The sequence below is a fragment of the Actinomycetospora aeridis genome (assembly GCF_037400275.1).
Classification (GTDB): domain Bacteria; phylum Actinomycetota; class Actinomycetes; order Mycobacteriales; family Pseudonocardiaceae; genus Actinomycetospora; species Actinomycetospora aeridis.
In genome coordinates this window covers 148,052-170,283 of sequence record NZ_JBBEGL010000004.1, presented here as the reverse complement: position 1 = coordinate 170,283, position 22,232 = coordinate 148,052, and the positions used below count along the sequence as shown (strand labels likewise).

General features: G+C 74.8%; 16 protein-coding genes. 10 read left to right on the top strand and 6 right to left on the bottom strand.

Annotated elements, in window-relative coordinates; all coding sequences use genetic code 11:
- Positions 1–7: 7 nt before the first annotated feature.
- Positions 8–1,498: a zinc ribbon domain-containing protein gene (locus WCD41_RS15670; RefSeq protein ID WP_337714388.1), complete on the bottom strand. Its 1,491-nt coding sequence runs from the start codon at positions 1,496–1,498 to the stop codon at positions 8–10.
- Positions 1,499–2,066: 568 nt separating this feature from the next.
- Between WCD41_RS15670 and WCD41_RS15665 the strand changes: the two genes are divergently transcribed.
- From WCD41_RS15665 to WCD41_RS15640, 6 genes are all read left to right on the top strand, one after another.
- The gene (locus WCD41_RS15665) at positions 2,067–3,140 is read left to right on the top strand and encodes a hypothetical protein (protein WP_337714387.1); all 1,074 of its coding nucleotides are present in this window, start codon (positions 2,067–2,069) and stop codon (positions 3,138–3,140) included.
- Entirely contained in the window at positions 3,137–5,080 is a 1,944-nt protein-coding gene (locus WCD41_RS15660; RefSeq protein ID WP_337714386.1) for a hypothetical protein, read from the top strand. The genes WCD41_RS15665 and WCD41_RS15660 overlap by 4 nt, the downstream gene beginning before the upstream one ends.
- Positions 5,077–5,604 carry a zinc ribbon domain-containing protein gene (locus WCD41_RS15655; protein ID WP_337714385.1) on the top strand — a complete coding sequence of 176 codons (528 nt, stop codon included), beginning with the start codon at positions 5,077–5,079 and terminating at the stop codon, positions 5,602–5,604. The genes WCD41_RS15660 and WCD41_RS15655 overlap by 4 nt, the downstream gene beginning before the upstream one ends.
- Before the next feature lie 58 nt (positions 5,605–5,662).
- Positions 5,663–6,037, top strand: coding sequence for a hypothetical protein (locus WCD41_RS15650; RefSeq protein WP_337714384.1), 375 nt, complete (start codon positions 5,663–5,665; stop codon positions 6,035–6,037).
- Positions 6,038–6,695: 658 nt separating this feature from the next.
- On the top strand, positions 6,696–7,286 hold the full coding sequence (locus WCD41_RS15645) for a hypothetical protein (protein WP_337714383.1): 591 nt from the start codon (positions 6,696–6,698) through the stop codon (positions 7,284–7,286).
- A 98-nt stretch (positions 7,287–7,384) separates the two neighbouring features.
- Positions 7,385–9,205, top strand: a complete 1,821-nt coding sequence (locus WCD41_RS15640; RefSeq protein ID WP_337714382.1) for a protein kinase domain-containing protein — start codon at positions 7,385–7,387, stop codon at positions 9,203–9,205.
- On the opposite strand, the gene WCD41_RS15635 is transcribed toward WCD41_RS15640, so the two are convergent.
- From WCD41_RS15635 to WCD41_RS15620, 4 genes are all read right to left on the bottom strand, one after another.
- Positions 9,166–9,594, bottom strand: a complete 429-nt coding sequence (locus WCD41_RS15635; RefSeq protein ID WP_337714381.1) for a hypothetical protein — start codon at positions 9,592–9,594, stop codon at positions 9,166–9,168. The genes WCD41_RS15640 and WCD41_RS15635 overlap by 40 nt on opposite strands.
- A gap of 202 nt (positions 9,595–9,796) precedes the next feature.
- Positions 9,797–10,201 carry a VOC family protein gene (locus WCD41_RS15630; RefSeq protein WP_337714380.1) on the bottom strand — a complete coding sequence of 135 codons (405 nt, stop codon included), beginning with the start codon at positions 10,199–10,201 and terminating at the stop codon, positions 9,797–9,799.
- Positions 10,202–10,268: 67 nt separating this feature from the next.
- Entirely contained in the window at positions 10,269–13,031 is a 2,763-nt protein-coding gene (locus WCD41_RS15625; protein ID WP_337714379.1) for a helix-turn-helix transcriptional regulator, read from the bottom strand.
- A 99-nt stretch (positions 13,032–13,130) separates the two neighbouring features.
- Positions 13,131–13,880: a sulfite exporter TauE/SafE family protein gene (locus WCD41_RS15620; RefSeq protein WP_337714378.1), complete on the bottom strand. Its 750-nt coding sequence runs from the start codon at positions 13,878–13,880 to the stop codon at positions 13,131–13,133.
- Positions 13,881–13,980: 100 nt separating this feature from the next.
- On the opposite strand from WCD41_RS15620, the gene WCD41_RS15615 reads away from it, so the two are divergent.
- Genes WCD41_RS15615 through WCD41_RS15605 form a run of 3 tightly spaced genes read left to right on the top strand, consistent with a single transcriptional unit; the run spans position 13,981 to position 16,429 of the window.
- Positions 13,981–15,009 (top strand): alpha/beta fold hydrolase, encoded by a 1,029-nt coding sequence (locus tag WCD41_RS15615; RefSeq protein ID WP_337714377.1) that lies wholly within the window; start codon positions 13,981–13,983, stop codon positions 15,007–15,009.
- Between the two features lie 49 nt (positions 15,010–15,058).
- The gene (locus WCD41_RS15610; RefSeq protein ID WP_337714376.1) at positions 15,059–15,568 is read left to right on the top strand and encodes a hypothetical protein; all 510 of its coding nucleotides are present in this window, start codon (positions 15,059–15,061) and stop codon (positions 15,566–15,568) included.
- A gap of 18 nt (positions 15,569–15,586) precedes the next feature.
- A complete protein-coding gene (locus tag WCD41_RS15605; protein ID WP_337714375.1) occupies positions 15,587–16,429 on the top strand; it encodes a hypothetical protein in 843 nt (280 codons plus the stop codon).
- Between the two features lie 272 nt (positions 16,430–16,701).
- Here the strand turns inward: WCD41_RS15605 and WCD41_RS31265 are convergent, their stop codons facing one another.
- Positions 16,702–19,230: a toll/interleukin-1 receptor domain-containing protein gene (locus tag WCD41_RS31265; RefSeq protein ID WP_507237356.1), complete on the bottom strand. Its 2,529-nt coding sequence runs from the start codon at positions 19,228–19,230 to the stop codon at positions 16,702–16,704.
- 223 nt (positions 19,231–19,453) lie between these two features.
- Here WCD41_RS31265 and WCD41_RS15595 point away from each other — a divergent pair, with 223 nt between their 5' ends.
- Positions 19,454–22,231, top strand: coding sequence for a TIR domain-containing protein (locus tag WCD41_RS15595; protein WP_337714373.1), 2,778 nt, complete (start codon positions 19,454–19,456; stop codon positions 22,229–22,231).
- The last annotated feature ends 1 nt before the right edge of the window (position 22,232 follow it).

The window sequence follows — 22,232 nt, the reverse complement described above, 5'->3', positions numbered from 1 at the left end:
GCGGGGATCAGCGACTCAGCGTCGCGTCGCCCTCCTCCGCGGCCGTGCCCGCGGACTCGAAGTGGTAGGTCAGCCGGTCGCCCGCGGGCGTGAGGACGACCGCGACCGAGGCGATGCAGCGCCCGCGGCCCGAGGTGATGACCTCGCGCACCTGCATGCTGCCGTCGGCACCCACCGACCGGAGGCGATGCTCCCCGGAGCAGCCCAGGTCGGGGTAGCGCACGGTCGCAACGGAGCCGTTGCCCGGGATCGTGATGGCGACGTCGTACCGGGAGGTGACGGCTCCGGTGGTCCCGTTCCTCTGGGTTACCGATCCCGACCACGTGCCGGCGTACTGCGCCGGGAAGGCGGAGGTCGGGGACGAGGCCGAGCTGGGAGGCCCGGACGGCTGCGTGTCGGCGACGGGTGCCGCCGACACCGGCACCACCGGGCCGTCGGCGCCGGACCGGGAGTCGACGACGGCGTAGGTCAGGCCGGCGAGCACGACGAGCAGCGCGCCGAGGAGCACGGGCACCAGTCCGCGCGGGGCACCGGAGGTCGCGCCGACGGCCAGCGGCGTGGTGGGTGGCTCGTGGTCGACGACCGCGAAGTGACGGTGCGAGGAGGACGGGGCCCACAGCAGGACGAGCAGGACGACCGCGAGCGGGGTGCTGAGGATGAGCGTGCCGACGATCTGGTTCGTGGGTGCGCCCATCCCGGACAGCACGGCCGGGAGGACCGCCAGCTGCCCGAGAGGCACGGCCGACACCACGAGGCGAGCGGCCGGACGACCGGCGCCGAGGCCGCGCAGACCCCACACGTTGACGCCGATGATCACGAGCACGACGAGCGAGAGGACCGCGGCGGTGGCACCCAGGGAGTCCACGGTGGCGGCGTCCGCCGGGCTCGTGACCAGCGAGCTCGTCGCGTCGGCCATCGAGGCGGCGGCGAGACCGAGGACGACGGTGAGGGCGTCGACCGCCACCGTGAGTCCCAGCAGCACCTGCGCCGCGATGATGCTGCCCGGAGTGCTCGGCGGCAGGGCCCGACCACACCGTGAGCAGAAGCGTGCGCCGGAGACGCTCGGCGTCCGACAGCCCGCGCACGGGTGCGTCGCGAAGAAGTGCCGGGAGCCGGTCGGGGCCCAGAGCAACGCGATGATGGCGGCCGGCGCGGCGAGCAGGAGCACGGCGACGAGCGAGACGATGCCGCCGAAGCCGCTCGTCCCGGACGGGAGGGCCGCGAACATGACCAGCGTCAGCAGGGGGCCGAGCAGCCCCGGCACCAGCAGGGCCGTGGACATCGCCCGCGCGAAGCGGTCTCCGCGACCGACGGCGACTCCTGCCCAGATCCAGTAGGCGCCGAGAGCGAGGGCGAAGACGCCCTGGCCGACGGCCAGGGTGCCCAACCCGGCGGCGAACGGGGTGAGCAGCGACGGCGTGGCCCCGGCTCCGGCGCCACCGGAGAGCACCGACGCGACGCCGACGAGGCCGCCCAGCAGCGCGAGAGCCCCGATCACGAACATCAGTGTCCGCGCGACGGCGACGGTTCCCGGCACGGCGCGCGGAGCTGCGCACCCTCGGCAGGGCAGCCCTCCGGGTGGTCGAGCTCCTCCACAGTGTCCGCAGCGCTCCACGTGCCCCCCTCGCTCCGGCCCGTCGTCGCGACGCCCGTGCCTCCCGATCGCGGATCTTGAGCGGAGCGTTACCGGCCCCACGTCGTGGCGGGCGGGTCCGGCGCGGGGCCGCGACCGCCACCCGGTCAGGTGGCCGACGTAACGACGCTCGCCCTCGGAGCGACCACGGGACGACCGGCCGTCGCGCCGGAGTCCGGGGGGATGGGTGACCACGACCGATGCGCACGGCGTCCGCTGTGCGACGTGCACGGCGGAGCTGAGGCCGGGCGGCCGGTTCTGCACGAGCTGCGGGACGCCGGCACCCGATCCCGGTCCACCTCCCGCGCCCCTGCCTCCGACGCGGGGTGCGGGGCGTCCCACGGAGGGTCGGGCAGTGCAGGGGTCGTGGCTGCCCGAACCGCGATCCGCGGCCGGCCCGCTCCGCGGAGGACCGCCCCGACCGGCGCCGTCGATGCCGGCTCCCCGCACCCCGCCGCCGACGGCGGGGGCGCCGGCGCCGCCGTTCGTGCCGCCGACCTACCCGCCGCACTACCCGCCGTACCAGGAACCACCGGCGCCGGAGCCGCGGCGGTCGTCGCGCCTCCTGATCGCGCTCGCCTGCGTGCTCGCCCTGGTCGCCGTGGCGCTGGGCGCCTTCCTCGTGGTGGGGACGCCGTGGTCGAGCGGCGCCGCTCCGGAGGTGGCGGCGACGCCCGGAGGTGCTCCGCCGGCGGGCACCGCCCCCGCGGCCGGCACGGTGCCCGCGTTGCCTGCGCTGCCTGCCGACCCGGACCAGGCGCTGCAGACGCTGCGGCAGAGCGACGCGGGTGCCGCCGACGCGCTCGTCGGCACCTGGGCGCCGCAGCTCTCGGCCAAGAAGACCGGCATGACCGTCGACGGGCGGACCTACGACAGCGCCGCCGTGCTCTCCGACCACCAGCAGCTGCGCGGGACCCACCCCGACGCCGTGCTGGTCTGGTCGGGGGACTGGACGAGCTTCCGCGGCCGCGACTTCTGGATCACGCTGGTCAACCGTTCCTTCCCGACCGGCGAGGCCGCGAACGCCTGGTGCGCGCAGGCCGGGATCGGGCCGGACGACTGCTACGCCAAGCGCCTCTCGCGCACCGGCGGCTACGCCGAGAACACCGCGATGCGCACCGGCGCCGGCAGCGGTTCGGGCGGCGGCACGACATCGGCTGCCGGCACACCCACACTCGGCGGTCCGGCGCCGGCCGGGATGCGCGGCTTCGGAGAGGTCCGGCCGTCCGAGGTCAACGCCAACGGCGATCCGACGAGCTACGCCGAGAACATCACGTGGGAGTCCTGGGGCGGGCCCCAGGCGATCGGCCGGGGGACGGCGGGCTGGTACGGGCCGGACCAGTACGCCTCGGACACCGTGCTGATCCCGGCCGTCGTCGTCGCCTACGACCTCGGCGAGTGCAACGGCCGCCCGGCCTACCGCAGCGTCGGCTGGTACTTCCCGTCCCGCGGGGAGACGTCGCTGCCACCCGAGAACGGCTACCGCGACATCTGCGACGGGCCATGACGGGGGACTCGATGCTCACGACCTGCGCGCGCTGCTCGGCAAGCGGTCGCACCACCGACCGCTTCTGCCGCGGCTGCGGTCTGCGGCGCTCCGAGCTGAGCGCCGCCGTGGAAGAGGCGTTCGCACCCGCCGCGACGGCACCGTCGACCGGCCGCCACCACGCCGTGACGGCCGTGGACGCCGCCGACGACCCGGACACCGTCGCCCTGCGTGTCCCGCCCCCGCGGGTCGCGACGCCGCCGTCGGCGGTTCCGACGATGCCGCCGCCGCGACCGTCGTCACCCCCGCCGCGTCCGACGCTGCACGCCTCTCCGCCGCCCCCACCTCGGCCTGCCGCCAAGCAGCCGCCCCTGACCGCCTGGCACGGCGGCACGGTCGGCCTGGCCGCGCTGCTGACGGTGCTGCTCGTCGTCGAGGCCGTGATCGCGATGGGCGGGGCCCTGGGGGGTGACGCCGACGGGGCGGGGTTCGTGGTCCTCGTGCTGCCGCGCCTGGCGCTCGCCGCCGGCGGGGCCGGGGTGCTGGCGGCGCTCGCGCAGCAGCGGGCCAGCGCGCTGGCCGGGTCGGTGACCCTCGCCGTGGTCGTGCTGGCGATGGAGCTCGGCACCGCCGTCGACGCCCCGGGCGCGTTTGCGGCGACGGTCGCGATCGCCCTCGCCTCCGTCGTGCTCGGAGCGCCCGCGGCCCTGCTCAGGCCCGTCCCCGGACGGATCGCGACCACCCTCGCGGTGTGGGTCGCGGTCGGGGCGGTCGTCGCGGCGTTCGCCGGCTTCGCGTACGGCAGCATCGCCGGGCAGGTGTCGGCGTCCTACGCCGGTGGCGGTGTGCTGTTCCTGCTGGTCGCGGGGGTGGCCGTGGCGTGCGCCGCCGGGCTGCGGGCCGGGCGCGTGCCGGCGGCGTGGGCGCTGGCCGGGTCGTGGGTGCTCACCCTCGTGGCCGTGTCGGTGGCCGACCTCGACGGCCTCGGTCTCTCGTCGGTGGTCGTCCTGCACCTCGCGGCGGCGATCGTCGCCCTGGCGGCGCGGCCCGTCGCCGCGAGCCTCGGGCCGGGTGCCCTCGCGACCTGGGACCGGGCGCGCGTGACGGTGGACCGCGTCCCACGGCCGTGGGTGCTCGGGGGCGGCCTGGTGCTGGCGGTGGCGACCGGCCTGCTGCTCGCGGTGTCCGGGACGTCGGCGTCCGGCTACTCCGGCGGCAACTCGAGCACCGGCGTCACCGTCATGATCGTCATCGTCGGCCTGCTCGCGCTCGCGGCGACGGCCACCCCGACCCTGCCCTGGTTCTGGCGGGTCGCCGTGGGGCTCGGCGGGCTGCTCGCCCTCGGGATCGCGTGGAGCGGCAGCTCCGGCTCGGGAACGGGGTCGTCGCTGACCTGGATCCTCGTGCTCCCGCTCGCGCTGATCGGCGGCGCCGTGTGGGGCGCCCTGGTGAACCACCGGCACGGGGCCACCAGCTCGCGGCCCGGGTGGGTCGGCGCCGGCTCCGCGCCGCCGCCGTATCCGCTGTCGTTCCTCATCCCGCCGACCGCCGGCGCCCGCTCGCGCCTGGCGCTGCACGCCGACGTCGCCCTCCCGCCCGAGGCGGTGCTCGACGCGGTCCGTCGCGTGACGGCGGTGCGCGGCAACTGGTTCGTGGTCTTCGACGACACGGTGGAGATCGAGGGGGAGCAGCCGGGGGTCGTGGCGCTGCACGTCGGCGGTCACTGCCACTTCCGGGCCCGCGTCGAGAGCCGGGGAGGGCGCACGGTCCTGCGCGTCGGCGGCATGGACCGCTACCTGCAGAGCCGCTCCTGGTACGGCTTCATCCCGGTCGGTCCGGCGCACGTCCAGGGCTTCTGGATGTACAAGCTGTTCCTCCAGACCGTCGCCGCCGAGCTCGCCCGCCTCGACCCGCGGGCCCGGCTCTCCATCGCCGGACCGTCGCAGGCGGCGGTCGCATGAGGCCGCTCGACCGCAGCGTCGGGGAGTTCTGCCCGCAGTGCGGGGAGCGCGGCGTGGCCGGGGACCGGTTCTGCGGGGCGTGCGGGGAGTCCCTGGTGCTGGACCTGCCGCCTGCCGACGAGCCGGACACCGTCGCCATCCCGGTGCAGCGCGCGGTGCCCGGCCCGGTGCCCGGCCCGGTGCCTGGCCCCGTGCCGAGGCCTGCGCCCGACATCCCGCTCGAGCCGTTCACCGTGCCCGCGTGGGCGAAGAAGATCCCGGCCGGGGTGTGGGCGCTGTCCGCGCTCGCGGTCGTCGTGTTCTTCGTCGGGGTCGGGATGTACCAGTCGAACGTCGACATGGCGGAGTCCTGCACGGTCAGCAGCTACGGACGCTTCTACGTCATCGAGGACACCCCCGCCTGCGACGCGGCCACCGACGACCGCGACCTGGGGCAGACGCTGATGGGCGGCGGCGCGGTCGCCGCCATCGCCCTCCCGATCAGCGCGCTGAGCCGGCGCAAACCGGGCGCGACGACCCCCTGACCTGCGCTCCTCGCCGACGGATCCGGCGTTGTCGGGGGTCGGTCGTAGTGTCCGGGACGTGGAGCAGGGGTGTCGCGGCGAGGTCGACCCGTACGGCGTGCGGGCGGAGCTGGCCGAGGTGCTGGCGTCCTCCCTGCCGCTCGCGGCGGTCGCCGTGCGCGACGGGCACCTCGACGCCGACCAGCTCTTCGTCATCAGCGAGCTCGTGCGGGCGCTGCGCGCCGACGGGTGCGACGAGGCTGTCGTCGCCCGGGTCGAGGGCCTGCTCGTCCACGCCGCCGTGGCCGACCCGGACATCGACCTGGGCGAGCCGGCGGCGGAGCTCTGGGAGGCGCACGCGGCGCATCCCCGGGGGCGACCTGCCGTGGGAGTAGGCCGGAACGGCCCCGCCCGAGGTGTCGTGGCCGCCCGGGGAGCCCGCGAGCCCGGATGACGCTGTCCCCGCTGCGGAGGCTCCTCACGCCGTCGAGCCGGGGCCGCTCCCGTGGAGCCCGGAGTGCGTCGCGGGCCGGTGCGGCGACGACGCCGCGGATGACCTCCTCGCGTTCGTCGACGCCGGCGAGTCCCGGTCGGACCGACGCCGCCCCGCAGAGGGCAGAGTTCGGGGATCCCGTGTGCTCGCGGCGGCGCCACGCCGTGCGCGGGGGCGGGCTCGGCCGCGTTCCCCACCGGGCCGCGGGAGGCCCGACTCCTCCGCGGCTCGACGGACACAGCGACTCGCGCCGACGTCGCGCGCCGGTAACGGCACGGCCACGCCCGAGCGATGATCGCTCACCGGGACGCCCCGGTGAGGGGGGACCGTGACCGACATCCAGCGCCCGCGCACGCCGGGCACCAGGGCGATGCCCGCTGCCTTCGTCCCGACGGCCTGGGGGTCGCCGATCGATCCCGTGACGGTGCCGATCCCACGGCCCCGGGCGATGCCCGGAGCGCCGCTGGGAGCGACGCGGGGGCCGATGCCGCCGATCCCGGGCGGGCAGGTGACGCACGGTCCGGTGCCGCGCGGGCAGTTGCCGCACGGTCAGGGGCCGGGTCCCACAGGGCCGGCGGGTCCGGCGGGGAGGCCGGCGGTCGGACGGCGGTGGATGCTCGTGGCGGTCGCGGCCGCGGTGGTGGCGATCGTCGTGCTCGGGGTGGTCCTCGTCGCGAAGCCGGGCGGGCTCCTGCCCGCGGCGGAGCCGTGCGCGGCCGCGCCGGGGAGCGAGCTGCCAGGGTTCGTCGACATGCTGGGCCCGTCCGAGACGCCCGGCACGGAGGCGATCGCGGCCGCCGGAGGGCTGTTCGCCCGTGCTGATCTGTGCACGTACGGCACGGGCGGAGCGAACCTCTTCACCGCGTCCGGGCCGATGGCGCAGATCGTGATGCTTGCCCGCCTCGATCCCGCCGCGGTGCAGAGCGACCCGCAGGCCGGGCCGGTCGTCCGCGGAGAGGTCCCCGCCCCGGATCTGTTCGCCGGAGATCCCCGGGCGCAGTGGCGGGACCTGCCGCGCAGCGGTGTGCGGGCCCGTGTCATCGCCCCCCGGGGCGCCGAAGGCGGGCTGGTGTCGGTGTCGTGCTCGACCGCCGACGCGTACTGGGGGATCACTGCACTCGGGCCCGGTCAGGGGGTCGAGGACACGGTGCGCGCCGTCGACGCCCTGGCGGTGGCGATGGCCTGCGAGCAGAACGCCCTCGGTGGCTGACCGCGGATGGCGGCCGACCTCCCCCGACCGGGGTGCAACGTCCGGCGCCCGCCGAGCGATCACGAGGCAGACGTGACAGTCGCGGGGGGACCACGGACATGACGACGCAACTGGGCGCACCCGACACACCGGGCGCGACGCCGCCCGGCTACACCACCGGCCGGCTCCTGGGTCGCGGCGGCTCGGGCACGGTCTACGAGGCGCGGCACCACTCCACGGGGCGGTCGGTGGCGCTGAAGGTCCTGGACCTCGACGTCGTCGGCCCCGAGATGCAACGCCGCTTCGCCCGCGAGCGTGCGGCGATGAGCGGTCTCGCCGACCACCCGCACATCGTCTCGATCCTCGACGCCGGTTGGTTCGCGGGCCGCCCGTGGCTGGCGATGAGCCTGTGCGAGGGCGGGTCGCTCGCCTCGCTGCGGTCGCCGGTGCCGCCGGCGCACGCGCTGACGCTGCTGCACGCCATCGGCTCGGCGCTCGCCACCGCCCACGCGCAGGGTGTGCTGCACTGCGACGTCAAGCCCGGCAACATCCTGCTCACGGCCTACGGCCAGCCCGCGCTCAGCGACTTCGGCATCGCACGCCTCACGCTCGAGAGCCAGGGCTCGCGGATCGGCGGCTACACCCTCGACCACGTCCCGCCGGAGATCATCCGCGGCGAGCGCCCCTCCGACCGCGGCGACATCTGGTCGCTCGGCACCTCCCTCTGGCAGCTGCTCGCCGGCCGCCCGCCCTTCCGCGAGAACGACGACGTCGCGCCCGCGCTGATCATGCGACGCATCGAGAACGACCCTCTCCCGGCGCTGCGCCGGCGGGAGATCCCCACCGAGCTGAAGGACCTGCTCGAGCAGATGACCGCCAAGGACCCGTTCCGCCGCCCGGGCGCCGACGAGGTGGTGCGCCGCGCCGCGGAGCTCGCCCGCGCCGACGGCCACGCGCTCGGCACCCCGCTGCCCCTGCCCGGCCGTCGCGCGGCCACCGAGACCTGGTCGGGCTCGGTCCCGCCCCAGCTCTCCTCGCCCTCGGTGTCCGGGCCGCCCGTGCCCCGGCCCCCGCACCCCGACGAGGACGCCGTGACCGGACGCATCCCCGTCACCGCGCGGGCCGCCACCTCGACACCCCCGCCGGCCCCCGTCGCCGCGCCGACCATGGCCCCGCCCGTGATGCCCCCGCCCGTGGTGCCCCCGCCCGCGATGCCCCCGCCCGCGATGCCTCCGGTCCCGACCGCGGTGTCCCCGACCCAGCCGCCGCCCCCGCGACGCCGCCGCTGGGGTCTGATCCTGAGCAGCCTCGCGATCCTCGTGATCGCGTCGATGGTGGGCGGCGGAGTGCTGACCTACCGCTACGGCCCGGCCCGCACCGTCACGGCCCCGCCCACGACGGTCACCGTCACCGCGGCACCCGCCCCGGCCTCCCCGGCCGCGAACCCGACCCCGGCGCCGAACGCGAGCGCCCCGGGCGGCGTCGCCCCGCTGTTCCTCGCGCAGGTGCAGGAGGTCGACTCCACCGGCACCCTCACCAAGCAGGCGTTCGGGATCAACGGCCGCTTCTACCCCCAGAGCATCAACGTCGGCACGAACTACAGCTCGACCACCCCGGCCGGGATCGACTACCTGCTCAACCGCCAGTACCGCACGTTCAGCACGGCGTTCGGCATCGCCGACAACTACTCGGGCCTGAGCACCGTCGACGAGACCCCGCCGACGTGCACGCTGCAGGTCCTCGTCGACGACCGGCCGCTCGGGCCGGCACGCACCGCCACCCGGGACACCCCGGTGCTGCTGGAGAACCTCGACGTCAGCGGCGGCCTGCGGCTGCGGCTGCTGGTGACGCAGAACGGCCAGTCGTCGAGCAGCAGCAGCAGCTCGGCCAACGCCGCGGACTACCCGTGCACCCTCGGCAACCCCGTGGTCGCCGGCTGATCGGGCCGCCCCGCGGGGAACCACCGCCGGGACGCCACGGCGAGCGCCACCAGGGCCAGCGCGGCCAGCGCGCCGACGACGGCGACCGGGGTCCAGCCTCCGGCGGCCAGCGGCACGAGCACCGTGCCGACCACGGCGCTCACGACGGCGAACACGACCAGGGCCCGGACGAGCCCGTCCCGCGGCGCGCGGCGCACCCGCTGACCTCCGGCGCTCACCAGGAGCGCCGAGCAGAGACCGCCGACGAGGACGAGACCGCGCCCGGCGTCGTCAGGGTCGAGCGTCGGGTAGAGCGCCAGCACCACGACCGCGAGGACCCCGCCGAGCACGACGGCGCCGCCGCCGAGGCCGAGGGCCCGGCGGCGGGTCAGAGCACGATTCCCGGACATCGCGGACACCTTGGCCGACGGCACGCGCGGCCGTCACCCCCCACCACCCGAGTGGTACGCCCGGTCCCGATGGCGGCCCTCCCGACGCCACCGGGACCGGAGCCACGGAGCACGGTGCCACGACGCCCCCCGCGTCGTCCCCCCACACGTCGCCCCCTGGGCTCGCCCGACGTGTGCGCACCGCGCTCCGCGATCCGCGGACTCACCCCGCCACGTGCACCAGCACCAGCGGGAGATCGTCCGGATCGTGGAACACGAGGTAGGCGTACGGCTCCGGGTCGCCGACGTCGACGACGCCGCCGTGGAGCACGCCGAGCCCGTCGAGCCAGCCCGCCCACGTGTCGAGCTGCGACCGGCTCGCCACCGACAGCGCGGCGTGGCCCCGGGGCTCACGCTCGCCCGCCCCCTGGAGCCGGATCGCGATCCCCGACTCCGGGTCCGACAGCAGCACGCCGTCGGTGAGGCCGTCCTCCGGGCACAGCGTCGACGCCGGCGTCAGCCCGAGCACGCGCTCGTACCAGGCGGCGCTCTTGACGACGTCGCTCACCGTCGAGGCGAAGTGGTGGAATCCCGCGAAGCTCGGCCGCTCGGGCGCTGTCGACGTCATCCCACCCCTCCTGCTCTCACTCCTCGTGTTCGCTGCTCATCCTGGCGAGTGACACGAGAGGGCGGTACTAGGGAGTTCCCTCGGGTGTCCGACGACGCCGCGTGAACTCGGCGGCGAGCTCGGTGCGCGACCGGACGCCGAGCTTGCGGTAGATGCGGGTCAGGTGTGCCTCGACGGTCTTGCGCGAGACGAACAGCGCGCTCGCCGCCTCGACGTTGGACAGGCCCTCGGCGACGCCCCGGGCGATCTGGAACTCCTGCGGGGTGAGGACGTCGAGGGAGGCGACGGAGGCGTGCTCGTCGGCGGCCTCGCTGCTGCGCAGCCCGGTCGCGGCCAGCTCGAGACGGGTGCGCTCCAGCCACGGACGCGCCCCGAGCCCGGCAAAGGTCGCCTCCGCGTCGAGCAGGAGCGGGCGGGCGGCGCCCGGACGACGCCAGCGGCGCCGCACCTCGGCGTGGGCGAGCACCGTGCGGGCGCGTTCGTAGGGCGCGTCGAGCCGCTCGTGCGCGGCGTGCGCGACGGCGAACCATCGCTCGGCGTCCTCGGCGCTCTCGGCGAGCAGTCCCCGGCCGCGCGCCGCCGTCGCCTCCGCGTACGCCGAGCCCGTGCGCTCGGCGTTCTCCGCCACCCACGCCACCGCCGACTCGGCCGCCGCCCGGTCGCCGGCTCGGGCCGTCGCGTCGACGAGGTCGCCGGCGAACGGGACGGACGTCGCGCACGCGGCGCCCATCTCGTCGGACGCCCGGCGCGCGCGGGCCAGGTGGGCCGCCGCGGTGGCCGGCTCGCCCGCCGCGAGCGCGCCCGCCCCGAGTGCCGCCGCGGCGTAGACCTGCATGCTCGCCACCCCCAGCGGTCCGGCGGCCTGCAGCGCCGACTCCGCGTGCGCCCGGCACGACGCGATGTCACCGCGGGCGGCCTCGAGGCGCGCCAGCAGGGTGGCGCCGAAGGCGTGGCTGCCGGCCTGCCCGAGCTCGTCGGCCCACTCGAGCGCCTCGCCGAGGTCCGCGAGGGCCGCGGGCCAGCGCCCCGCCCACCCGTCGAGCTCCGCCCGCACGGTCAGTGCGTAGGACAGGATCAGCGGCGCACCGACCTGCCGGGCGGTGGTGGCCACGGGCCCGAGCAGGCGCCGGGCGTCGTCGAAACGTTCGAGGAAGCGGGCGCTCTGCGCGCCGGCGGCCAGGCCCTGCGCGTCCCACAGCGGGTCGGCGTCGGCGGCGCGGGCGACGAGCTCGTCGACCAGCGGGTGGGCGTCGGCCCAGCGCCCGACCAGCGCCCAGGAGTGGCTGGCGGTGGCGAGGCCGACGAGGGTGTCGTCCCCGGCGGCGCGGGCCCGGTCGACGACGGTCTCCATCTCGTGCAGCCGCCCGGTCATGGTCAGCGGGGTCGCCGCCTCGACGTAGAGCCGCGCGGCGCGGCTCGGGTCGGCGGCGAGGACGGCGTCCGCGGCACGCACCGCGCCGTCGACCGCCCGGGCGGGGTCGAGCCAGGACAGCGCGCGGGTGCGGACGGTCTCGACGTCGGCGACGAAGGCCGGGTCGTCGCGCAGGGCGAGCGCCTGGTCGCACCGGGCGTCGGCGAGCGTGGCGGCGCCGGCGAGCGCGGCGTCGGTGGCCGCGACGAGCAGGCGCTCGGCGCGCAGCCCCGGGTCGGCGGTGAAGTCCGCGGCGCGGGCCCAGGCGCGCCCGGCCGCGTCGAGCGCGGACCGCCGGCGCGCCGAGCCCGCCGCCTCGACCAGGCGCGCGGCGACGTCGTCGTCGGGCGCCTCGGTGGACTCCGCCAGGTACCAGACGGCGACGTCGGGCGGCGCGTGGCGGGCGAGCCCGCGCAGCGCCCGTCGCCGCAGGTCGCGGGAGGTCCGCGCGGCGATCAGCGGTCGCAGGAGGTCGTGGCGCAGGGACAGGTGCTCGTCGTCGCGGTGCACCAGGCGGCGCCGCTCGGCGGCGACCAGGTCCTCCGCGCCGAGCCCCAGCTCGGCGAGCGCGGGCTCGAGCTCGTCGCGGCGCGTCGAGTGGCTCAGCGCCAGCACCGCCAGCGCGGAGCGGGTGGTGGTCGGGAGCCCGTCGATCGCCGCCGACCAGGCACGTTCCAGCGTGGAGCCCGGGGGCAGTGCGGCGTCGAGCAGGTCGGGACCGGCCGTCCGGGCGGTCTCGACGACGGCGAGCGGGTTGCCCGCGCACCGCTCGACGATGGTCTCGAGCACCGCCGGTGACGTGCGCACCGGCAGCGTGCGGACGAGCTCGCGGCTCTCGTCGGCCGTCAGCGGGCCGAGCGCGATCGTCGGCAGCCGCCAGACCGCGGGGTCGACGGGCACCTCGTCCCGCACCCCGAGCAGCAGCGTGATCCGCTCCGGGGCGAGCCGCCGGGCGACGAAGAGCAGGACCTGCTGGGAGGGCCCGTCGATCCAGGGGAAGTCGTCGACGATCACGAGCAGCGGGCGGTCGTCGGCCGCGGCGGCGAGCACGCCCAGCGCGGCCGCGGAGACGGCCAGCGGGCTGCCGACGGTGCCGGCGCGCAGGGCCAGCGCGATCTCGAGGGCCTCGCGCTGGACGGCGGGCAGCTCGACGGCGTGCTCGAGGACCGGGAGCAGCAGGTCCGCGAGCGCGGCGAACGGCGGCACGGCCTCGCCCTCGACGCCGGCCGTGCGCAGCACCCTGCGGGCGGTCGAGCCCGCGACCTCCTCGAGCAGTGTCGTCTTCCCGCTGCCCGGTTCGCCGCGCAGAACCGTCACCGTGCCGTCGGGGTGGACGGGATCGGCGAGCACCGCGAGCTCCTCGCGCTCGGCGGCGCGGCCGATCACCGGCCAGGACGCCGCGGACGGGCGGTCGGACACGGCTCGACCCTCCTCCCGGCGCGTGGCGGACCTACCCGGCGTTCGTCTCGATGTCCGGGGCCGTTACGGCCGTCGCCGGTTCGTGACCTGCGAGGGGACTCACTCCGTCACCAGCCGGACGATCGCGACGAGGCCGACGATCACGATCACGGCGCGCAGGACGGTGGGGGACAGGCGCCGGCCGATCCGCGCGCCGAGCAGGCCGCCGATCGTCGAGCTGACCGCGAGGATCGCGACCACCGGCCAGCTGATCGGGGCGACGACGGCGTAGACGGCGCCGGCGACGACGTTGACGACGGCCGCGAGCACGTTCTTGTAGCCGTTGAGACGCTGCAGCGGTTCGGTGAGCATCAGGCCCATGACGCCGACGAGCAGGATCCCCTGCGCGGCGGTGAAGTACCCGCCGTAGACGCCGACGAGGAAGATCAGCGGGTAGAGCGGCCAGGTGCGGCGGGTGGCGGCGGGTGTGTTCTTCAGCCGGCGGGTCAGCAGCGGCTGCAGCACCACGAGCAGCAGCGCGAGCCCGACCAGGAACGGCACGATCGTCTCGAACGCGTCCTCGGGCAGCGAGAGCAGCAGCGCGGTGCCGCCGATCGCGCCGAGCGCCGAGCACACCGACCACGCCACGAGCTGCCGCCGCGCCCCGGTGATCTCGTGGCGGTAGCCCCACGCCCCGGTGATCGACCCCGGCACGAGCCCGATCGCGTTGGACGTCGTCGCCGTCACCGGCGGGTAGCCCAGGGCCACGAGCACCGGGAACGTGACGAGCGTGCCGGACCCGACGACCGTGTTGATCGTCCCGGCCCACACGCCGGCGACGGCGATCAGCACCGCGTGCCACAGCGTCACGCCGGGACCCTAGGACCGTCGGCGCCACGGGGCTTGACGAGTGTCCGGGTCGGACTACTTTCCGGGGAAAGCTTCTCGACCGCTCGACGGGAGACTGCTCATGCCCATCCCCACCGACCACGAGGTCTTCGACCTGGGCGACGTCGTGCTCCAGCACGGGGCGACGCTGCGCGACGCGAAGCTCGCCTACCAGACCTACGGGACGCTCAACGCCGACCGCTCCAACGCGATCGTCTACCCGACCTGGTACTCGGGCCGGCACACCGACAACGAGTGGCTCATCGGCACCGACAAGGCCCTGAACCCCGACGAGTGGTTCGTCATCGTGCCGAACATGCTCGGCAACGGGCTCTCCTCGTCGCCCAGCAACACCCCGCCGCCCTACGACCGGGCGCGGTTCCCCCACGTCACCTTCTACGACCAGGTTGAGTGCCAGCACAAGCTCGTCACCGAGCACTTCGGGATCGAGACGCTCCCGCTGGTCACCGGCTGGTCGATGGGTGCGGGCCAGACCTACCAGTGGGCCGTGAGCCACCCCGAGATGGTGCAGCGGGCGGTGCCGTTCTGCGGGTCGAGCGTGACCAGCCCGCACAACCGCGTGTTCCTCGAGTCGATCACCGCGGCGCTCCGGGCCGACGCGGCGTTCGAGGAGGGCTGGTACCGGCACCTCCCCGAGAAGGGCATCCGGGCCTTCGCGCGGGTGTACGCCGGCTGGGGCTTCTCGCAGGCCTTCTACTGGCAGGAGGAGTGGCGGCGCCTCGGGGCGTCTTCGCTGGAGGACTTCCTCGTCGACTTCTGGGAGGGCTTCTGGCTCGACGGGCGCGACCCGAACAACCTGCTCGCGATGGCCTGGACGTGGTTCCACGGCGACGTCGGGCGGACGCCCGGCTTCGACGGCGACACCGTCGCGGCGCTGAACGCGATCCGCTGCCCGGTGCTGTCGATGCCCGCCGAGAAGGACCTCTACTTCCCGCCCGAGGACGAGCAGTGGGCCGCGCAGCACATCGGGCGCGGCGAGGTGCGCGTCATCCCCGGCGTCTGGGGCCACTTCGCCGGGGGCGGCGACAACCCCGAGGACACGGCGTTCATCGACCAGGGCATCCGGGACGTGCTGGCGCTCGCGCCCTGACCGTGTCCTGACCGGGTTCCCGGCCCCCGTGCGGGAAGGATGGCACCCCGTGAGCGGGATGTCGGTCGTGCGGTGGGGGCCGTTGCGCCTCGACGTCGAGATCGGCGTCGAGGGGACGGTCGTGCTCATGACGGTGCTGGTCGTCGCCCTCGACGACGGCATCGCCGACTACGTCGAGGCCGGGCAGCTCATCGTCGGGCCGCTGCTCGCGACGTTCGCCGCCCACCTGTTCGCGACGACGCTGGCCCGCCGCGCGCGGCAGGACCTGCCGCCGCCGACGCGGGCGGAGCGGCGACGGATGTGGCGGCACTCCGCGGAGTTCCTGCTGCTCGCGGTCGTGCCGCTGCTCGTCGTGATCGTCGGGGGCACGACCGGGCTCTACACCCCCGAGATCGCCGTCGACGCGGTCATCTGGCTGGGGCTCGCGTTCCTCGTCGTCGTGGGCGGCGTCGCCGGCTGGCGGTCCGGGCGCGGGGTGCGGGGCGCGCTCCGCGGGGCGGTGGGGGCGTTCGTGCTCGGGCTGGTCGTGCTGCTGCTGCGGGTGGTGCTGGAGCAGTGACGTGTCATATTCCTCGGCATGAGCCCCGAGGACGCCGAGACGCTCGTGCTCGCCCTGCGCGCCGCGCAGCGAGGGCTCCGGCGCGGGGACGAGGCGCTCACCGCCGACGTGGTCGCCGCCCGCGCCGAGGCGCGCTCGCTGCTCGCCGCGCTACCCGGACCCGAGGCGGTCACGGCGCGCGCCAGGATCGAGGCGGCCTTCGGGAACGCCGCCGTGGCCCGCCAGGGCTACACCGCGGTCGCCGCAGGCAGTGATCCGGCCGGCGCGCAGGAGGCCGCGATGTACCTCGCGCTCCATGCCACGGACCACGGTGACCTCGACGCGGCTCGGCACTGGTGCGACCGGGCGCTCACGGGTCCGTCGCCCGAGACCCGGGAGCAGGCCGAGCGCGAACGGGCGGCCCTGGACCGGGACGAGGCCCGGCGCGACGCGGAGCAGGCCCGCGCGGCCGAGGCGCGGCGCTGGGCGGTGGTGCGACCGGCGGTCGAGCGCGCGGTGGCGGCCGCCGAGGCGGCGATCGGGGTGGGCAACGCGGACGGGGCGTGGCAGCAGCTCGCGCTGATCATGAGCTGTGACCCGCCCGCCGCGATGGACGAGCAGATCGCCGCGCTGCGCCGGAGGATCGAGCGCCTCGGCGGCGACGACGACCTGCACGAGATCGGTGTCCCGGCCCGGTCGCCCCGACGCCCCGACGTGTTCCTCGCGATGGTCGACCCGCTGCGCGACGTGCAGGCACGGGCGGAGGAGCAGGCACGGGCCGCGCGTCTCGAGGAGGAGCAGCGCCGGGTCGCGCAGGCTGCGGCGAGCGTGCCTGTGCTGGTGGTGCAGGACGCCCCGGACATCGCTCCGGAGCCCGCGTGACACGGTCGTGATGAACCGGGGATGACCGGCGGGGGAACGATCGGCGGGCCACGCACGTCTTCTCTGCATGGTGTTCTCGGCACGGCGTCTCGCGTTGGCGGCGCTGCTCGTCGTCGCCGCCGTCATCTGGACCCGGATCAACAAGCCCATCGAGGGCGACGTGCTGCTCGTCCTGACCCGGAACCACGGCGTCACCACCGCCGACCTGCTCTCCGTGGTCATGCTCGCGATGGCCGTGGTGATCGTCTGGCCGTCGCGGCGCCCGCGCCCTTCTAGGGACAGAGCGGTTCCGGGGAGAGGAAACGCATCCGTGCCTCCCGCTCCTCGGCGGACGGTTCCCCCGCCAGCGCGCACAGCCGTGCCGCCCATGCGGACGGTGCCACCGGCCACCGACCGATACCCCCGTCGGGGCGCACTGTGATCGCGGTCCCGCCGGCGACGACGATGCCGCCGTCCTGGAAGCCCGGCCAGCTCACCGACTGAGGTTCGATCATCGTGGCGATCAACGCGCCGCTCCCGCGGTGCCAGACTTGGAGACGGTTCTGGTAGACGTCGGAGTCCCGATCGGGAACCACGCTTTCGACCAGGACCGTGTCGTCATCCGCGAAGCTCCAGAAGCTCTCCGAGCCGCGCCCCGAGCCCCCGGTCAGAGGTGTCCGCTCGCCGGTCACGAGGTCGGTGACCGTGCCACCGGCGACCTCGATCCTGCCCGTGGGACTCCGCCAGCGACCGTCGATGTGGTTGCGGTCGCTGCGGTCCAGGGCCACGCCGGGGCCGAGGAGCTCGGTGAACAGCGCCGCGATCGCGGAGCTGTCGGTGGGCACGGCGCGCGCGTCCACCTCCGCGAGCGTCTCGGTATCGACGAGGTGGACGGCCGAGACACTCCGGACAGCGAATCGGCGGCCGTCGGTGGAGAACGCGAGGACGGGGTCGGCGCCGGTGGAGAGTTCGGGTGGTTCCACCGCGACATCCGCGAGCTTGCGGTTCTCGGTCAGCGACCACACCTCGACCCCGGAGGGGCGGCCGAGGACCAGCATGCGTTCGTCCGGGGAAGGAACAAGGACCGGCACCTCGGCGATCCCCTGCGCATCGAGTCGTCCGACGGTCCCGGGCAACACGGTGGGGAGCCCGTCCCGCGGACTGAGTGTCGTGACGTTCCCCAGCAGGTCCAGCACCACGGCGAGTGCACCGTCGGGCGTCAGGCGGATTTCGCGGATCTGCTTGGGGAGCTGTGCGATCACCCGCTGTCCGGTCAGGTTCCCGTCGAAGGCCGTCACACGGCCCTCGTCGTCGCCCGTCAGCACCGTCGAGCCGTCGGCGGAGACCGCGAGGATTCCTGTGCGACCGGCACCCTGCGCCAGCTCGGCGGTGGCGACCACGGCACCGCCCTCGAGGTCGCGCACGGTGAGTGTCGCCCGGTCCGTCAGCGCCACCCACCGGCGTACCGACGACGCAAAGGCTGTGCTCGTCCCGTCCGGTCGGGCATCGCGAACGCCGGCATAGGCCTGCTCGTCGGGGCGGACGAGCGCTGTGGCAAGGAGGTCGACGACCGATGGGCCGGTCGCCGTCGCGGTCACCGTCGGCACCGGCGTCGGGGCGGAGGCGTCCAGATCCACGACGTAGCCGGTCGAGGAACCTTCCTTCGTCAGACCGAGGTAGCGGCCGTCCGATGAGAGCCGCACCGCAGTCATCCCCGCGGGAGGTAAGTAGGCCGGCTGTCCACCGGGAAGCGCCAGGAGGCCTGCGCCGGTGAGGAGGCGCCGGCCGTTCTCGGACAGGACGCCGAGGGTCCCGGCGCGCCCGACCCGCTCGGAGGGATAGGTCCCGACCAGCGTCCCGGCCACGCGGTCCCAGACGCGGACGGTGCCGTCGTACGCACCGACCGCGACCAGACGGCCGTCGGCACTGATGTCGACCGCGGTGCCCTCGGCGTCGCGGAAGCTGCGTCCCGGGCGGGCCGATCGTCCGTCCTCGATCTCCAGGAACGCGTCGACGGTCGCTGTCTGCTCGACGAGCCGCAGGAGCACGGACATCGACGCCGCCGAAGGGTCTGTGCGGTAGGCAGCCAGGGCCAGGCGGGCCGCCAGGATCGGGTCGCGGTCGGTGAGGCCGTCCGCCTCGGCCGCCGCAGCGCGGGCGTTCGCGATCGCGGTCTGGCGCTGGGCCTCGCGCTGGCGGTTGACCGCGACGACCGTCGCCGCGAGCGAGAGGACGAGCAGCGCCACGAGCGCGGCCACCGCGCCTCGGCGGAGGCGCCGACCTCGCCGCACCTGACGGAGGTCCTCGCCCTCCAACTCGTCCTTCCGCATGCCGTGGACGGGCGCGGCCAGCGCCGCGACGGCATCCCGGAAAGCGTGGTCGTCGCGGTCGAGATCATCGCGCGGCCGCGCCCAGGTGAGGTCTACCCATAGAGGCTCCGTCGGGAAGGCGTGCTCGAACGAGTCCCGCGACAGGGCTGTGGTGCGTGCCCAGTCGAAGTCGTCGACGCCCCACGCGATCTCGCCGGCCGCGAGCGCGAGCATCAGCGTTTCCGGTGGCCGATGCGCCCGCCACCAGGTGACCTCCCGACCGACCCACGGTGACGCCGCCGACTCCGGTGAGGCGACGAGCACGAGGTATCGCGAGCTCGCGAGGGCCGTCTCGATCACGGTCCACAGGCTCGGGTCGGCCGAGAGGCTCGCCTCGTCACGGAAGACACGCAGCGCCGCTCGCCCGAGGAATCGTCGCCCCAAGGACCGGAGCACCTTCTCCAGCCCGCGGGTGACCCCGCTGTCGAGACGGTGGCTGTAGGAGAGGAACACGTCGTAGACGGATGACCGCGCATCGTCGGCCGGAGACTCCGCCAAGCGTGCCACGACGTCGTCGACCGCCACCGTGACCTCCCGGCTCGACCCGTGTCGCAACCGAGTGTCACGGAACGGTGGTCCCCGTGTCGTCGACCTCTACCCGGATGGAGCAAGCACGTTCGACCGGTATCCACGATCATCAACCGTCGGTCGCTGGGTCCGGGGGGATGTGGGGCGCGTGCCGGAGCTTGAGTTCGACGCGTTCTTCTCCTACAGCCACGACGACGGGGCCGTGGCGCGAACGCTGCAGCGGGAGCTGGAGCGCTTCGGCAGGCGCTGGTACCAGGCCCGGCGCCTGCGCATCTTCCGCGACGACACCGCGATGTCGGCGAACCCGGATCTCTGGCGGTCGATCGTCGAGGGGATGCGTCGGTCCCGGCGGCTCGTGCTGCTGGCCTCGCCGGCAGCCGCGCAGTCCGAGTGGGTCGACCGTGAGATCGCATGGTGGCTGGACCACCGGCCGGACGAGCTGCCGCTGCTCGTGCTCACCGCCGCGACCGGCGACGAAGGCCTGCCGTCGGTTCTGCCACCGCGTCTCGCTCGGGTGATGTCCGGTGAGCCGTTCTGGGTCGATCTCCGCCCTGACGATCGTGAGAGCACACCGAGCCCGGACGACGCCCGCTTCCGCCGGGCGGTCGAGAACCTCGCTGGTCCGCTCAACGGGCTCGAGAAGGACGAGATCGTCGGAGAACACCTGCGTGAGCGCCGCCGGCTCCGCCAGCTCACCGGCGCGGCGGTCACCGTCCTCGCGTTCCTGACGATCGTCGCGGTCCTGTTCGCGATCTACGCCCTGGTCCAGCGAGACGAAGCGCAGGAGCAGGCACGCGTCGCGCTCTCCCGCAGCATGGCCCAGCAGGCCGTGGCGACGATTCCGGCACGACTCGACACCGCTCAGGTCCTCGCCGCCCAGGCTTACCGGTTGGACCGCAATCCTGAGACCCGGGCAGCTCTCCTGCAGACGTCCACAGCGTCGCCAGAGCTCACGGCGATCCTCCGCTTCGGGCGACCCGTCACGTCGCTGGGCGCGTCCGTGAACGGCGAGGCAGTCGCGGTCGGGCTGGAGAACGGCCGCGTGACGGTGGTGCGCACCCGAGATCGCGCTCAACGCGATCTCGGACAGGGAAGTGCACCAGTGATCAGCACGGCGGTGGACCGCAGTGGAGGCGTGGTCGCCGCGGCCGACGGTGAGATCGCTCGGGTGTGGACACCGCGTCGACCTGCGACATCACCGATGGTCGTCGGAGGGCAGGTCCAGGCGGCCGCCCTCTCGGACTCCGGGGCACTCGTCGCAGCGCTTCACGGCTCGTCGAACACCGTCGCCACGCTCCATTCCACGGATGACGGGAGGGAGCTCCGCCGCTTCGAAGCCCGCGGAACCGAAAGGGTCGCGGTCACCGACGACGGCACGGTCACGGCCGTCGGACCGGTTGGCAAGATCGTCCGGGTGGGCCCGCTCGACCCGGTCCCGTTCGTGGTGAACGACGACATCCTCACGCCGGCCGGCGGATTCGTTCCCGGCGCTTCCCGTGACGGTCGGTGGTTCGGCTTCGTCAAGTACGGCCGGGTCTCGACCTTTGACGCCACACCGACAGCCGTCCCGACGGAGATGATCGACCGGGCTTGGGACGCCCCTCAGCAGCTCGCATCCCGGAACCCCGAGGCGATGACCGTCGCGGACTCCGGCACTTCAGCGGTCGTGGCCGACTCCGGCGCCCTCCATCTCACGGGTCTTGTCCCCTCACCGCGCCCGGGGAGACCCTCCGGTCCCGCGACCGCTCCACCATCGATCGACGACGTACGCGTGCTCGTCGGTGGGGGACCAGTGACGGCCGGTGGTGTTGTGTTCCTCGGTGCGCGACGACTGGCCTCGGCCTCCGAGGAGCGCGTCGTCCTGTGGGACCTCGACGCTCCGAGCCGGCTCTCCACATCACCGTCGAGCCCACTCGAGTCCGGGCCGAATTCCGGAGCCGGGGCTGCAGTGGCGCTCGAGCCCGGTGGCGGCCGGCTCGCAGTCGTCTCGCCCTTCGGGGACCAGGCCCTCGTGGTCGGTCCTCAGGTGGCGGCCACGGCACTGCCGGTTGCCGTCGGGTCGTCCAACGACATCGCCCCGGTGTGGGCGTCAGATCGGCATCGCGTGTACCTCCTCGGATTCGGAGGCACGCCGAGCTTCGTGTTGGACGTCGCCGATAGAGTCCGGGTCGAACGGGCCCTTCCTCCGGCCGGCTCTGAACTCGCGATCTCTGCTGCTGCGAGTCCCGACGGGCGACGCCTCGTCCTCGTCGACTTCTCCGGCGCGGTGACCGCGCTCGACGCGGACACGCTCGCTCCTCTTCGGGTGCACGCCGCGCCCCCGCGGGTCTCCGCAGGTGCCTACGGCCTCTCAGTCGGGGCGTGCGTGGACGCCGAAGCCCAACGGGCGGCCGTCATCCGTGACGGTCGAGTGGAGGTCGTCGACGTCGAGACGGGCGAGACTCACGTCGTCGCCACCGACGGTGCGGTGCAGGGCGTTGCCTGCGCCGGCGACCTGTTCGTCGCCACCGAGGCCGCAGTGGAGCGTTGGACTCCTACCGGCGAGGACCGCCTCGCCGTGTTGCCCTTCCCGGAGCGGTACCAGGCGCCGGTGACCGTCGATCCGGGCGCAGGTCTGTTGGCCCGCCTGCGCGCCGATGGTGCTGTCGTCCTCACCGACCTTGCGGCCGGATCCCGCGTCGGCGAGATCTCTGCGCCTGACCCCTCGGGGGCGACCACTCCCAATCCCTACGGCGCCGCACAGCTGGTCGCGGACCCGACGAACCACGTCCTCTTCGCTGCGGTCCCGGGCGGAGCGGTCACCAGCTGGAGCCTGCGCGAGGAGGACTGGCTGCGCGCGGCCTGCGCCACGGCCGGTCGCGGCCTCACCGACGCGGACAGGACCGCGTTCCATCTCGAGGACCTCGTCGGACCGTCCGCGTGCTGAG